The 13,986-nt window shown below is 46.6% G+C and carries 13 protein-coding genes; 8 read left to right on the plus strand and 5 right to left on the minus strand.

The window, feature by feature from the left end; all coding sequences use genetic code 11:
- The first annotated feature begins 42 nt into the window (after window positions 1-42).
- Window positions 43-489: a universal stress protein gene (locus B2W60_RS06750; RefSeq protein ID WP_292361974.1), complete on the plus strand. Its 447-nt coding sequence runs from the start codon at window positions 43-45 to the stop codon at window positions 487-489.
- Window positions 490-881: 392 nt separating this feature from the next.
- Window positions 882-1,919, plus strand: coding sequence for a GGDEF domain-containing protein (locus tag B2W60_RS06755; RefSeq protein ID WP_292361973.1), 1,038 nt, complete (start codon window positions 882-884; stop codon window positions 1,917-1,919).
- Here B2W60_RS06755 and B2W60_RS06760 read toward each other — a convergent pair whose 3' ends face one another.
- Together B2W60_RS06760 and B2W60_RS06765 are read right to left on the minus strand one after the other, a co-directional pair.
- Entirely contained in the window at window positions 1,920-2,195 is a 276-nt protein-coding gene (locus B2W60_RS06760) for a c-type cytochrome (protein WP_292363968.1), read from the minus strand.
- Complete coding sequence (locus B2W60_RS06765; RefSeq protein WP_292361971.1) at window positions 2,196-3,443, minus strand: M48 family metallopeptidase; 1,248 nt, start codon at window positions 3,441-3,443, stop codon at window positions 2,196-2,198.
- A 109-nt stretch (window positions 3,444-3,552) separates the two neighbouring features.
- Between B2W60_RS06765 and orn the strand changes: the two genes are divergently transcribed.
- The 6 genes from orn (at window position 3,553) to B2W60_RS06795 (ending at window position 9,129) form a co-directional block, all read left to right on the plus strand.
- Entirely contained in the window at window positions 3,553-4,104 is a 552-nt protein-coding gene (orn, locus tag B2W60_RS06770) for an oligoribonuclease (RefSeq protein WP_292361970.1), read from the plus strand.
- Between the two features lie 85 nt (window positions 4,105-4,189).
- Window positions 4,190-4,342, plus strand: coding sequence for a DUF2256 domain-containing protein (locus B2W60_RS06775; protein ID WP_292361969.1), 153 nt, complete (start codon window positions 4,190-4,192; stop codon window positions 4,340-4,342).
- Entirely contained in the window at window positions 4,339-5,787 is a 1,449-nt protein-coding gene (locus B2W60_RS06780; RefSeq protein WP_292361968.1) for a 3'-5' exonuclease family protein, read from the plus strand. Before B2W60_RS06775 ends, B2W60_RS06780 begins: the two co-directional genes overlap by 4 nt.
- The gene (locus B2W60_RS06785) at window positions 5,784-6,197 is read left to right on the plus strand and encodes a DUF3429 domain-containing protein (protein WP_292361967.1); all 414 of its coding nucleotides are present in this window, start codon (window positions 5,784-5,786) and stop codon (window positions 6,195-6,197) included. Before B2W60_RS06780 ends, B2W60_RS06785 begins: the two co-directional genes overlap by 4 nt.
- The gene (locus B2W60_RS06790; protein WP_292361966.1) at window positions 6,190-7,722 is read left to right on the plus strand and encodes a cryptochrome/photolyase family protein; all 1,533 of its coding nucleotides are present in this window, start codon (window positions 6,190-6,192) and stop codon (window positions 7,720-7,722) included. Before B2W60_RS06785 ends, B2W60_RS06790 begins: the two co-directional genes overlap by 8 nt.
- A gap of 9 nt (window positions 7,723-7,731) precedes the next feature.
- Window positions 7,732-9,129, plus strand: a complete 1,398-nt coding sequence (locus B2W60_RS06795) for a cryptochrome/photolyase family protein (protein WP_292361965.1) — start codon at window positions 7,732-7,734, stop codon at window positions 9,127-9,129.
- A gap of 361 nt (window positions 9,130-9,490) precedes the next feature.
- On the opposite strand, the gene B2W60_RS06800 is transcribed toward B2W60_RS06795, so the two are convergent.
- The 3 genes from B2W60_RS06800 to queG form a co-directional block, all read right to left on the minus strand.
- Entirely contained in the window at window positions 9,491-10,510 is a 1,020-nt protein-coding gene (locus tag B2W60_RS06800; protein WP_292361964.1) for a sodium:calcium antiporter, read from the minus strand.
- A 381-nt stretch (window positions 10,511-10,891) separates the two neighbouring features.
- Window positions 10,892-12,778: a PhoX family protein gene (locus B2W60_RS06805; RefSeq protein WP_292361963.1), complete on the minus strand. Its 1,887-nt coding sequence runs from the start codon at window positions 12,776-12,778 to the stop codon at window positions 10,892-10,894.
- Between the two features lie 101 nt (window positions 12,779-12,879).
- Window positions 12,880-13,953, minus strand: a complete 1,074-nt coding sequence (gene queG, locus B2W60_RS06810; protein WP_292361962.1) for a tRNA epoxyqueuosine(34) reductase QueG — start codon at window positions 13,951-13,953, stop codon at window positions 12,880-12,882.
- Between the last annotated feature and the right edge of the window lie 33 nt (window positions 13,954-13,986).

The raw sequence follows: 13,986 nt of genomic DNA on the forward strand, positions 1-13,986 counted from the left end.
CAGGCCCTGTCCTGCCTTATGCATCTTTTAGGAGAAATACCAATGGCCCTTTATCAACATATTTTGATTGCAGCTGATTTTTCCAACCATACCGACATGGTGATTCATCGCGCCAAGGCACTGGCAGCCGCTAACAATACCCGTTTGAGCTTATGTCATATTGTTGAAGATTTCCCACTCACCGATTTTGCCTATGAGCCAATGATCAGCGTTGATGCGGATATGCGCGAAGCATTACTCGATGCCGGTAAAAAACAATTATCCGCTTTGGGACAAAAATTTGAGATCGCCCCCAACAATCAATGGATTGAATATGGCAGTCCGGGACGAGACATTGTGCGTATTGCCGAAGAAAATAATGTCGATCTGATCGTCGTGGGATCTCATGGTCGCAAAGGAATTAAAATGCTGCTAGGTTCAACAGCCAACGCTATTCTGCATCATGCCCGTTGCGATGTATTGGCCGTCAGATTGCTGGACGAAAACTAACCCGCATCTGACTCATATGTCTGACTGTTTCGGGATGTGTCAGCTTTGGTTGATTATCTACCTTAACAGGTTATCATGCAGATCCATTAACCAGTTCCCGACATCATCTGCGGCTTGTTTTCTGCCGTAATGGTCATATTGTGATCATTCTATCTTCATTAATCAGAACTGGTTTTTAATTGAATTTATTACGAGGAAAAGTTTGTCATGCCTCATTCCAACTTTGTTCTGTTATTTGTCACTGCATAATAGTTTGCTTTGTTTTTTACAATAGTTTGTTTATTATTCCCTACCAGCCCTGTGGCTAATTCATCTCAAATAGTTAAATGATTGATACGGTTTTAATTTAAGCTGGATTAACTTGGACAACCTTCACTAAGTAAGGATATTTTGTGTCAACGCCATCCTCATTCCCTCCCGTTTACACTGAACCTTTTCATCAGGCCTCTGAAAACCTGCGCCGTGCACTACCCTTTATCAATCAGCACCAAACACCTGTTAACCCGGTTAATTACGCCGTCTGGTACGAATATGTGGCAGGGACCAATCAGGCATTAAAGAAAGCCATTGACAGTCGATTGCAACAACAGGAGAAAATCACCCCGGAACTGACTCAACAGCTTTATGAAAAGTACGTTTTAATGGGTATGCCAGAAAGGCTTGAGGCAACCAATAATGGACTCCGGCTGGTCGTCGACAACACGATGAATCAAATTAATCGGGTTGAACTGGCTGCAGATGATTTTTCTGAAGATTTAGCACTTCAACAAAATAAACTGGAACAATCACAAGATCTGTCCGAGATTAAAGGAGTACTGGCTGAAATTCTTGTCAACACACGAAAAATGGGACAGTCAAGCAGCGAATTAAAACAAGAACTGGCGCAAACCAGTCAGGAAATTATTAAATTGAGGAAAGAATTACAGGCCGTTAAAGAGCAGGCGAAGACTGATGGCTTAACAGGTCTGGTGAATCGTGCCTGTCTGAATAAAGAATTAAGTGAGTTGTGCCTGCACAGTGAAACGACATTCACCCTCGCCTTATTTGATATCGATCATTTCAAACAGGTCAATGATAGATTCGGCCACTTGCTCGGCGATAAAGTCTTACAGTTTTTTGCCAGCATATTGAAAAAACATTGTGAAGACAAACCGCATATCGCAGCACGTTTTGGCGGAGAAGAGATGGCATTAATTTTTATCGACACCCCTTCACATAAAGCCGTGCAAATTGCCGATAGGATTCGCCAACAGCTGGCGAGCAGTAATCTGAAGAAAAAAGACAGTGATGAAACAATTGGTATGGTCACTGTTTCTGTAGGGTTGAGTCAGTATCAGCCTGGTGATACCTCATTGAATATTATCGAGCGTGCCGATGTCGCTTTATATGAATCAAAAGCCGCTGGCAGAAATTGTCTTACGTTGCGTTAATCAGAATTTGTAAAACTGACTGTTGAGATACTCTACAACTTGCTTTTGTTGAGCAGGGGTCCAGTTCACATCGGCGGCAATCGCACAATTTGCCACCCGTTTTTCCAGCCCATCCAGTGTTTTAACCCCTCTATTCGATCGACTATAGATTGAATTGGGTTGGCCATCTGCCAAAGACGCGTGACATTGCATACAATTGGCATCGTGTAATTGTTTTCCCTGTGCCAGCGCCGTTGCGCTGACACACAGAAAAATCAAAGTCACTAAATAACGCATCTATCCGGCGACTCGAGTCTGCAACGCGGCAATACGCAGTGATGCCGGTGGATGCGAGTCATAAATAGCTGAAACCAATGGATCCGGTGTCAGCGTACTGGCATTTTCTTTATACAAAGCCACCAGTGCGGTAATCAAATCATCCGCACTGGAAACCGAAGCAGCATAGGCATCCGCTTCAAATTCATATTTGCGAGACATAGATGTCATTAAAGGATGCAGGAAGAAACTGAATACCGGAATCACCAGCATAAACAGAATCAATGCAATCGCATTATTTTGTGTTTCCACGCCCAGACCGGAGTAGAACCAGGTTTGAGTTGAAGCCCAACCTAACAACGCCAGACCAACTAGGCTCATCACAGCCATCATCAGCATATTTTTTATAACATGCTTGCGACGAAAATGTCCCAACTCATGGGCCAATACCGCTTCAATCTGATCTTCGTTCAGGGTATTCAACAACGTATCAAAAAACACGATGCGTTTGTTATTACCCAAGCCAGTGAAATAGGCATTGCCATGTCCACTGCGGCGCGAACCGTCCATCACATAAATGCCCTGGCTCTTAAAACCACAACGTTGCAATAAACTCTCAACCTTTTGTTTCAGGTTGGCATCATCTAACGGCGTGAACTTGTTAAACAATGGTGCGATAAACGCAGGATAAGCCCACATCATTACCACGGCAAAAACCATCCAGGCTGCCCATAAATATAACCACCAGAAATCACCGGTGCTGTTCATCAGCCATAAAGTCACCCAGGCAATTGGCGCACCTAATACCAGCATCAACAGTAACTGTTTGGCAAAGTCCCCCATAAACAAGGCTGGCGTGTTGCGGTTAAATCCGAATTTTTCTTCCATCACAAAGGTGCGATACCAGGATAAAGGCAGTTCAAGTATTGAGCCAATCAGCAAAAAGCTCAAAATCAACACGACACCAGTGGTCATCGCTGACCAGCCTAAACTTTCCCATGCCCCGGACAATAATGCCAAACCACCGCCCAGGGTCCAGAGGATTAACACTACAGCTCCAAATAAACTTTCGCGGCGCATTTGAGCCCCTTTGGCAGCGGTATAGTCAGCGGCTTTCTGGTGTGCGGCAAGACCAATCTGCTCACGAAATGCGGCAGGCACTTCATCGCGATTCGCCAGCACATGGCGACGTTGACGCAATGACAACCAGATCTCAATCCCCGTCATCAGGGCGAGAGCAATTAAAAATATCCAGCTAAATTCATTCATAATTTTTTAAACCAGTTAGAATCCTATAATGTGTTGCGTACATTAGCCTTTGATACAATTAATGGCAACATAGTTCACCTAAATCTGTAGTAATAAAAAGATGGAGCCCATGGCCAAAAGCAAACATAACCTGATCTGGATTGACCTGGAGATGACCGGTCTCGACACCAATAACGACTATATTATCGAAATCGCCACCATTGTCACTGACGGCGAGCTCAACATCCTGGCAGAAGGGCCCATTCTCGCAATTCATCAGCCAGATTCGATTCTCGCAGGGATGGATGAGTGGAATACCAGACAACATGGTGGCTCCGGCCTCACTGAACGGGTGCGTAATAGTGTTGTCACTGTTGAGCAGGCCGAACAGGAAACATTGGAATTTCTAAAAAAATATGTACCCGCCGGTACATCACCCATGTGCGGTAACAGTATCTGTCAGGATCGTCGATTTATGGCGAGGTTGATGCCCGATCTGGAAGCCTATTTCCATTATCGTAATCTGGATGTCAGCAGTTTCAAGGAAATAGCGCGTCGCTGGGCCCCCAAAGTTGAAAAAGCCTTCAAGAAAAAATCATCACATCTGGCAATGGACGATATCAAGGACTCCATCCGCGAACTGCAGCATTACCGCGAGCACATGATTAAAGTGCCAGAGTAAATTTACAATTTATAACAATTTCAATTCACGGTAATTTCACGACAACCGCAGGATGATCATTACACTCAATTAAATTGTGATTGTAATGGTGCATTTCAAACCAAACTTACCATCCAAATTTTGTATGGTCTGCAACCGTCCGTTCAGCTGGCGAAAAAAATGGCGTGACTGTTGGGAGCAGGTTTTGTACTGTTCCGAACGCTGTCGCCGTAACCGTAAATCAGCGATTCATCCATGAAACCGCTACTGGGTTTTCCGGAAAAATTGGTATTGCTTGACTGCGAAACAACCGGTGGCAATGCATTACGTGATCGGCTCACTGAGGTTGCCCTGATCGAAATCACCGATGGTGTGGAAACCGATCGCTGGCAAACCTTAATCAATCCCGGTATCAGTATTCCACCATGGATCAGCAAATTAACCGGCATTACCGATTCAATGGTGGCAAACCAACCGTCCTTTGCCGACATTGCTGAAGAATTGCACCAACGTTTAGCGGACAAAGTATTTGTTGCCCATCATGTGCGCTTTGATTATGGCTTTATTCGAGAATCCTTTCGCCGCATAGGTATTACCTTTTCAGCCAAAACATTATGTTCGGTTAAAATCAGTCGACTGCTTTACCCGGAACAGCGTCGTCATGGCATTGATGCCATTGTCTCCCGCCTCGGTTTGACTATTAATCAACGCCATCGGGCAATGGATGATGCACAGGTCATTCTTGAATTATTCCAGCAGACCCAACATGACTTTGATGAATCAACCATTCAGCAAGCCTGTCAGCAGCTGTCCCAACAAACCCGACTGCCCAGTCATCTCGATATTAATGAAATTAATAAACTGCCCGAACGGCCTGGTGTATATCAGTTCTTTGATGAACAAGGCGTACTTCTTTATATAGGTAAATCCGTCAATATCAAACAACGTGTTTTGAGTCACTTTGTCATAAATGGCAAACAGCGCAACAGCGAGATGCAACAACAACTGCAACACATCGACTTTATTGAAACGCCTTCCGACTTTGGCGCGCAGTTACTGGAAAATCAGTTAATCAAAAGCCAAACGCCACGCTATAACCGGCGACAGACCAAAGCCAAACGGCTGTACCAAATCGCCTTGGCAACAGATGAAAATGGCTATCATCGCACCAGTGTCGAGATGGCCGACTTACATCAATCGCCAAATATCAGTCAGCGTTATGGATTATTCCGTAGCCAAAAACAAGCGGAAAAAAAACTGCTCGATCTAATTAATGAACATCAGCTGTGTCAGAAACTATGCGGGCTGGAAAAAACCAAAAACGGCTGTTTCGGTTATCAGTTAAAAAAATGTCTGGGTGCCTGCTGTGGTGAAGAACCGTCAATACGCTACAACCTGCGTTTGCAAACTGCGTTATCGGGTATTAAAAATCAGGCCTGGCCATGGAAAGGCCCAATAGTGATTACCGAACTGCCGTCTGATGGCGATTATGAAGCGGCACATTTTCATCTGGTCGATCAATGGCTTTATCTCGGCATCGTAAAAAACCAACACGATGCCTTTGAACGATTACAGCAGCAATATGCTGAACCACAATATTTTGATCTGGATGCCTACAAAATCCAGCTACGCTTTTTGTTAAAACTTCGTCCCAAACAATTATTGATTGAAACCTTACATTTACCTGCAGAGGAGGCTTCATGATCACCACCAGGCATCGGATTTTAGGCTACGCCGGATTGCTGCCTTTCTTTGGGCTGGCCATTATGAGCTGGCTGGGATTTTTGTATGCTTTTGACTGGCTGCTGAGTTATGCCGCACTGATTTTCACCTTCCTCGGCGGACTGCTCTGGTATGTCAGCAGCATTTACGATCTGCCACGTCATGTCGTGATAGTCAGTGTGTCCACCATGTTATGGGCCTGGTGCTGGTTGTTATCTCCAACACATTATTGGTTATGGCTGGCCGCATTATCATTTATCGGTCTGCACTTATATGAACGGCAGCAACTACGCGAGATCTACTCTGCCGAGTTGATGCGTCTGCGTGGACATTTATCTTATGGGGCCGCGATTGCATTATGGCTGGCGGCGCTTTCAACGTTAAATGGCTAAGTTGCACTATCTTAATATTATTCTTGGTGATCAACTTGATGCCAGCAGTCTGCTGTTCGATGACTTTGATCAACAGCATGATAGGTTGTGGATGGCGGAAGTGTCGGCTGAGTCCACAGAATATTTATCGAGTAAACAGCGCACGGTTTTATTTTTATCGGCGATGCGCCATTTTGCTGAGCAACTCAAAACGAATAACTATCCGCTGATTTATTGGACGTTAAATGATAAAAAATCCAGTTTCCGTGACGCTTTATCATCCACGTTAAAACAGGATTCATTTGAAAAAATTCGCTGCGTATTACCTGGTGATGTCAGGGTTATGAATGAAATACAGCAATGCGCCAATGAATTTGATATTGAGATTGAATGGCTGGCCGATCAGCATTTCATCAGTGAGAAAGGTGAATTCAAAGCCTGGTTAGCCAATCGCAAACAACCGCGAATGGAATTTTGGTATCGGCAACTGCGTAGAAGTCGGCAAATTCTGATGGAAGATGACCAGCCGCTTGGAGATCAGTGGAATTTTGATAAGGACAACCGCAAAAGCTTTGGCAAAAAAGGCCCATCCAAATTGCCTTCGCCTTTATTGTTTGAGGCGGATGACATCACGAAACAAGTTATAGCGGATGTTGAAAACTTTCTGCCGGATCTCTACGGCAATATTGAAAGCTTTAACTGGCCGGTCAGCCGTGAACAAGCGTTAGCGGCATTAAAAGATTTTATTCAAAATCGGCTGCCACATTTTGGCGACTATCAGGATGCGATGTGGACCGATGAACCGTGGCTTTATCATTCACGCTTATCAAGCTGCCTGAATCTCAAACTACTCTCTCCTGCAGAAGTGATTGCAGCGGCTGAAAAGGCGCACACCAACGATAAAGCACCATTAAATGCGGTGGAAGGTATTATCCGGCAAATCCTCGGCTGGCGTGAATATGTACGGGGTCTGTACTGGAGCTATCGTGATGACTGGCTAACAATGAACGCGCTGAATGCCCGGCGCAATCTGCCAGCATTATATTGGACTGCTGAAACCGACATGACCTGCCTGCATCACAGCGTCAAACAAGTTCTGGATCATGGGTATGGTCATCACATTCAACGGCTGATGGTCACCGGTTTGTTTGCCTTGTTATGGGGCGTCAAACCCAAGGCCATTCACGAATGGTATCTGGCGATGTATGTTGATGCTGTTGCCTGGGTGGAACTCCCGAATACCTTGGGTATGAGCCAATACGCTGATGGCGGTATCGTCGGCTCCAAACCGTATATTGCCAGCGGCGCTTATATTGATCGCATGTCCAATTATTGCCAGTCCTGCCCATTTAATCCCAAAAAAGCCAGTGGCGATAACGCCTGCCCATTTACCACGTTGTACTGGCATTTTGTCGACCGGCATCAGGAACTGCTGAGTAAAAATCCTCGCCTTGGTATGCAGGTCAAAAACTGGCACAACAAATCTCAAGATGAACAACAGGCCATCAGCCAGCGCGCTGAATACCTGTTCAGAAATTTACCGTAAGGAAACATCATGCAAGCAACGCAACTGGTCTGGTTACGCAATGATTTACGCCTCGATGATCATCCGGCATTAGCACTCGCGGCTGAAAAAGGACCAATCCAGGTAGTGTTTTGCGCCACCCCCAAACAATGGCAGCAACACAATGAATCTCCCGCCAAACTGGGTCTTCGTGCCGCAGCGATACAGGATATCGCTGATCGACTTGCCCAGCTTGGCATACTTTTTTATTTACTTGAAGTCGATTTTTTTACCGATGTGCCCGATGAATTATTAAAATTCTGCCAGCAACAAAATATCAGTGATATATGGTTTCAAGCCGAAACGCCGCTTGATGAACAACGTCGTGATCAGGCCGTTAATACTGCATTAACCAAAGCCAATATAAACGTGCATCTGCTCGCCGAAGATTTACTGGTCGCCTTACCGGTAAAAACCCAGCAGGATGATCCTTTTAAAGTATTCACGCCCTATTACCGTCGCTGGCTGCAAATCCTCGAAGATATTCAGCAAGCCCCGTATGCCGAACCAAAATCACAGGGTAAAGCCCTAAAACCGGATCTATTGGCATGTGACTGGGCCGGAGAATTTCGTGATGATTTATGGCCCGGCAACGAACAAAAAGCCTTAGAACGTGTTTCGGCATTTTGTGAAATCAAACTCGATGATTACAAAACTCAACGCGATTTTCCCAGCAAACCGGCCACCAGCACCTTGTCACCATATCTGGCCAACGGCCAGTTAGGTCCGAGAAGATTACTGGCCACCATTCAGTTTTATTGTGGCGAAGCTAATCGTGACTGGCGTCATGATGACTGGTTACGTGAACTCGCCTGGCGGGATTTTTACAAACAATTATTGCTGTATTTTCCACGCATCAGTATGGGTAAGGCATTCAAACCGGAAACCGAAAAAGTTATCTGGCGTAATGATGAAGCCGGTTTCAAAGCCTGGTGCGAAGGCAAAACCGGCTTTCCGATTGTTGACGCTGCTATGCGTCAACTCAACCAAACCGGCTGGATGCATAATCGACTCAGAATGATCACCGCCAGCTTTCTCAGCAAACTGCTGTTACTCGACTGGCGACGTGGTGAACAATATTTTATGCAAACTTTAATTGATGGTGAATTCGCTGCCAATAACGGCGGCTGGCAATGGAGTGCATCAACCGGCGTCGACGCCGCGCCCTACTTTCGGGTGTTTAATCCAACATTGCAATCCGAACGTTATGACCCACAGGGATTGTTTATCAAACGCTTTGTTCCGGAATTAAAGGATGTGCCAATCAAGCAACTGCATAATCCACCAGCAGAGCTACGAGACCAATGCGGCTACCCGCAACCGGTGGTGGATTACAAACAGGCCAGAAAAGATGCCATTGCGGCATTTAAGGATTTGCCGAAAGATTAATTTTCAATTGAATCCGAAGCTTTTGGTAACTGAACTCCAAAGGTTTAACCCGCAGATTACGCAGATGGACGCAGATTTTTTGGATTAACCACAGAGACATGGAGCGCACAGAGATTAATAAACGATTTAGATCGAGTTAACACAGCGTAACCGGACATATGAAGATGTGATTGTTATGCTTCGTTAATTAAGCGCCAACCCACAAAAGTTTTTTTGAATTCACCAATCATGATGGTTTATGCAGCAAGGTTAAATCAAAGTTACTTTCCATTAATCTGCGCCCATCGGCGAAATCTGCGGATAAATATCCATATAAACCTCTGTGTCCTCCGTGTCTCTGTGGTTACTAACCTGAAAGGTCTCAGCCATTTAACACAATAATGCCCAAAGCAATGACGTAAACAGAGAGGATTAAGGCACTTTCGAAACCAATTCGGCCAATGCCATAAGTCTCGCGTCGCACCATGCCCAGCAAAAGAATGGCCGTCATCAAAATACTGACCAACCCCCATGTCATCTGCACTGGCGACATGTCGTGATAGATAGAATTATGCGGATAACCTGCATCGGCCGCGGCGACCACAAGAATATTAAAACAGTTGGTGCCGAAGATATTGCTTACTGCCAGGGTCAACGCACCGTAGCGTATCGCGGCGATAGTGGTCACCAATTCGGGAGTGGAAGTCGCCAGGGCGGTAAACAAACCACCCACCAGGGTGTCAGAAAGTCCGGTGTGATCGGCAATGCCTTTGGCTGATTCCATTACCATCCAACCGGCGATGCAGGTCACCAAAGCCAGGGCAATAAAACCAAGCCATGTTGCCGTCAAGCTACCATGATGCAGTTTTTCGGGTTTATCCGGAACTGTCTGCCGGGTTGAACGTGGGAACCACATGGGTCTTACCTGCGTGCGGTGAACCAAGTGTAATCCAAACAGATAGGCGACAACGATCACCGGTGTAACCGGATGCACGCCCCAGAATGAAACTGAAGGCGAGACGATCGCCAGTAACGGCAGGGTCAGTAAAACGATCAACAAACCTGCCAGCATCAGGTTTACAGGGGAAGCGGCCGCATGCTCCAGATTGGCTTTGCGATAAACGATGTCTGCAATGCCAAGAAATACCAGATTCACCGCCATGCTACCCATAACATTACTCATGGCCAGATCGGGCCGTGCATCCATCGAGGCACTTAAGGTCGCGGCAAAGTCCGGGAGCGAAGTCACCCCCGCCAGCAACAATACTCCGAACAGGGCCTCGCCCATGCCAGTACGATCGGCCAGTTCATCTGCCAACTTTGCCAGCCGACTGCCCGCGAGGACAATGGCCATAGCAGCAATGCCAAAGACGATCAGGTTGAGCGTCAGGGATGAAAACATTTAGGCCTCAAATGGCTGGGAATTGCCTGAAATATTAATCAAAACGTAGTCTCAGCCAAAACTACCATAATTTGATCCGCAGATTACGCAGATGGGCGCAGATTTTTTTGGATTAACCAAAGAGACACAGAGCACACAAAGATTAATAAAAAATGTAGGTCGGGTTAGCGGCAGCGTAACCCGACATAGATGATGTGATTGTTGGGCTTCCTGCCTCGCGCCACCCCACGGAAGTTTTTTGAATTCACCAATCGTGATGATTTATGAAGCGAGTTTAGATCAAAGTTGCTCTCAATTAATCTGTGTCCAACTGCGTAATCTGCGGATAAATAGCTTTTAAACCTTTCTGCCCTACGTGCCTCTGTGGTAAATCACTCAGAATCACGTCCCTATCACCCCACCATCCTCTTTAGTGATTAACACGGTAGCGGAACGAGGTCGGCCATTAGGCAGATGATCCGGCCAGTTGCTGGCGGCGCTGGGGTTTTGGGGGGATTTCACAATGCCACGCTTTTCTAAAACCGCTGGCATCTCACCGGGATGTTGAATATTGACCCACATGGTTTTCATGTCGGGCGTTATGGTGACGCCGGTAACTTCACATCCCACCGGCCCGGTAAGAAAACGTCTGGTTTCGCCAGTAGCCGGATTTACTGCCAACATTTGATTGTTACCAAACTGAGCAAATTCGCCTTCATTCATTTTGCTTGAGCTGATATCGGTTTGTACCCACAGCAGGCCTCGCTGATCAATCATCAAACCATCGGGGTTAGCAAAAATATCTCCGTTGATAGTCGCACCATGCTCTTCCCCGCCTGCCAGTACAAACACCTCCCAAGTAAATTCGGTGGAAGTGGCATCGACCTCATTAAACCGAAGCAGATGCCCATATAAATTTGGCTGTCGGGGGTTAGCCGGATTGGTTTCACTGCGTTCACTGTTATTGGTCAGTGAGACAAATACCTCGCCTGTCTCAGGATGCACGGTGATCCATTCCGGACGATCCATTTTGGTGGCCCCTAACTGGTCAGCCGCGGCCCGGGCATGAATTAACACATCACCCTGATCACTAAATCCATTTTCCGGGATCAGACCATTCTGCCCATATATTAAAGGTAACCAGACCCCAATACCTTCGTCATCAAATCGGGCAACGAATAACACGCCTTCATCCAGCAATTTGCCATGGTGTGCGCCCGGGGTGCCATCCCAGCTGTCACGGGTGACAAACTTATAGATATATTCAAAGCGGGCATCATCACCGGAATAACAGGCAATACGATTATCGGCGGCAACTTTGATGGCGACATTTTCATGAGCAAAACGGCCAAGTGCAGTGCGTTTAACCGGAATACTCTGTGGATCGTAGGGATCAAATTCAACCACCCAGCCAAAACGATTGGCTTCATTGGGTTCTTTATCCAGATCAAAACGTGAATCAAACTGCTGCCAGCCGTAATAACTGAACCCTAATTTGTAACGCTTCCAACGTCGTTCAGTCTCAGCGTCCCTTGGATGTTTTGGATCAAAAACAAAGTAGTAATGAAAATTCTCTTCGCAGGTGAGATAAGTCCCCCACGGAGTTTTGCCATTGGCGCAGTTATTTAATGTACCCAACACATTTTTGCCTTCAGGATCGGCATGGGTTTTCAACAAATCATGCCCCGCCGCCGGGCCGCTTATCTGCATTTCGCTGTTCGCCGTCAGACGCCGTGCATATTTTGACGGCCGGACAATTTGCCATTGACCATTATCACGCTTGACCTCAATCAGCGACACACCATGCGCGTTTTGTTCTTTGACGACCTTGTCAGCCGTATAGGTTTCTGGAGCATGTGTATGGCTGCCATCAGTGTGAATGACATCCAGATCCAGGTATTCATGGTTCATCACCAGCAAACCGTGATCCGAGTTGGCTGAATCGGCAGGCAAGGAATAAAAATGAATCGCATCATGATGCATGCCGGCCTGAAGAGCCTGTTCTGCCGCCGAATTACTGGCATCCATATTGAACACAGGACCGTCAGAAACTGGATCGCCCCAGCGGTAAAATACTTCTGCCCGATAGCCTTCCGGCACCACCACTTCATCCAGTAAATCCGCCACAGAAATCGCTTTAAAGCCCATTAATTGAGGATGAAGCTGCAATATGGTTGCCGCAGAAGACAATGGCATAGCCGATGCGAGCATCGCTCCCAAACCAAATTGCAGCACAGAACGGCGGCTGAGTTGTTTCTGTATAAGATTATCGAAGCTGTTTTCCAACATGCTTTTTCCTGAATGTATTTATCACACGAGTGGTTCTGACCTATTCCGTAGCGGATAACTCCATCACTAAAAAGACAACTTAATGCGACGGCGTGACAAAGTTATGACAATCGTTGGTGTTGCGCCAAGGCCCAAAGCACATGTTCGCGAACTAACTCGGAAGGATGCCCTGCCCGGTTATTTAATGCTGCCAACACACTGTCACTAGTCTGAGCATTCCCCAGGGCAACTGCAATATTACGCAACCAGCATTCATAGCCAATACGTCGTATTGGACTGCCTTCCAGTCGCTGCAGAAATTCCTGTTCTGTCCAGCCAAACAAATCGACTAACTGTGGCGCATCCAGACCTTGTCGCGGCAGATAGGCTGATTCCGTGGTCATCTGAGCAAACTTGTTCCACGGGCAAACCAGCTGACAGTCATCACAGCCATAAATACGATTGCCCATCATTGAGCGGAATTCAATTGGAATGCTGCCACGCAGCTCAATGGTCAGATAGGAAATACAACGGCGGGCATCCAGTTCATAAGGCGCGACAATGGCCTGAGTCGGACAGATATCAATGCACGCAGTACAACTGCCACAATGCTCGGATACCGGTTCGGTTAACGGCAGAGGCAGATCAGTGTAAATTTCCCCCAGGAAAAAATACGAACCATTTTGACGGTTTAATACATTAGTATGCTTGCCTATCCAGCCCAGACCGGATTTCTGTGCCAATGCCTTTTCCATCACTGGGGCACTGTCGGTGAATACACGATAGCCCATTTCCCCAACAGCCTCTTCAATTCTTTGTGAAAGGCGGAGTAAACGCTTACGTATCAATTTGTGATAATCCCGGCCCAGGGCATAACGGGAAACAAAACCAAGTTCACTGTTCCCCATCACCTGCCAGGCATCGGCCGCGGTTTCCGGCCAGTAATCCATTCTCGCCGTAATCACACGAACCGTGCCAGGCACTAATTCTTCAGGATGGCTCCGCAAGCTGCCATGACGTTGCATGAAGTCCATTTCGCCATGAAATCCGCGTGCCAGCCAGTGTTGTAATTGATCTTCTGCGACAGACAAGTCAATATCACTGACCCCTAGCTGTTGAAAGCCCAGCGAACGCGCCCAGATTTGCATATCTGCAAGGAGCGCACGGGAGAACTGCACTGTATTTGGATCGGCCATGCGGGCTATTATAAAGAACTGAATTTTTTCATC

It is taken from the genome of Methylophaga sp. UBA2496, from assembly GCF_002341635.1.
In the GTDB taxonomy this organism is placed as follows: Bacteria; Pseudomonadota; Gammaproteobacteria; order Nitrosococcales; family Methylophagaceae; genus Methylophaga.

Excerpts from the sequence above, each read along its gene's own strand:
- B2W60_RS06750 (WP_292361974.1), top strand. The coding sequence starts at position 43 with ATGGCCCTTTATCAACATATTTTGATTGCAGCTGATTTTTCCAACCAT.
- B2W60_RS06760 (WP_292363968.1), bottom strand. The coding sequence starts at position 2,195 with ATGCGTTATTTAGTGACTTTGATTTTTCTGTGTGTCAGCGCAACGGCG.
- B2W60_RS06765 (WP_292361971.1), bottom strand. The coding sequence starts at position 3,443 with ATGAATGAATTTAGCTGGATATTTTTAATTGCTCTCGCCCTGATGACG.
- orn (WP_292361970.1), top strand. The coding sequence starts at position 3,553 with ATGGCCAAAAGCAAACATAACCTGATCTGGATTGACCTGGAGATGACC.
- B2W60_RS06775 (WP_292361969.1), top strand. The coding sequence starts at position 4,190 with ATGGTGCATTTCAAACCAAACTTACCATCCAAATTTTGTATGGTCTGC.
- B2W60_RS06780 (WP_292361968.1), top strand. The coding sequence starts at position 4,339 with ATGAAACCGCTACTGGGTTTTCCGGAAAAATTGGTATTGCTTGACTGC.
- B2W60_RS06785 (WP_292361967.1), top strand. The coding sequence starts at position 5,784 with ATGATCACCACCAGGCATCGGATTTTAGGCTACGCCGGATTGCTGCCT.
- B2W60_RS06790 (WP_292361966.1), top strand. The coding sequence starts at position 6,190 with ATGGCTAAGTTGCACTATCTTAATATTATTCTTGGTGATCAACTTGAT.
- B2W60_RS06795 (WP_292361965.1), top strand. The coding sequence starts at position 7,732 with ATGCAAGCAACGCAACTGGTCTGGTTACGCAATGATTTACGCCTCGAT.
- B2W60_RS06800 (WP_292361964.1), bottom strand. The coding sequence starts at position 10,510 with ATGTTTTCATCCCTGACGCTCAACCTGATCGTCTTTGGCATTGCTGCT.
- B2W60_RS06805 (WP_292361963.1), bottom strand. The coding sequence starts at position 12,778 with ATGTTGGAAAACAGCTTCGATAATCTTATACAGAAACAACTCAGCCGC.
- queG (WP_292361962.1), bottom strand. The coding sequence starts at position 13,953 with ATGGCCGATCCAAATACAGTGCAGTTCTCCCGTGCGCTCCTTGCAGAT.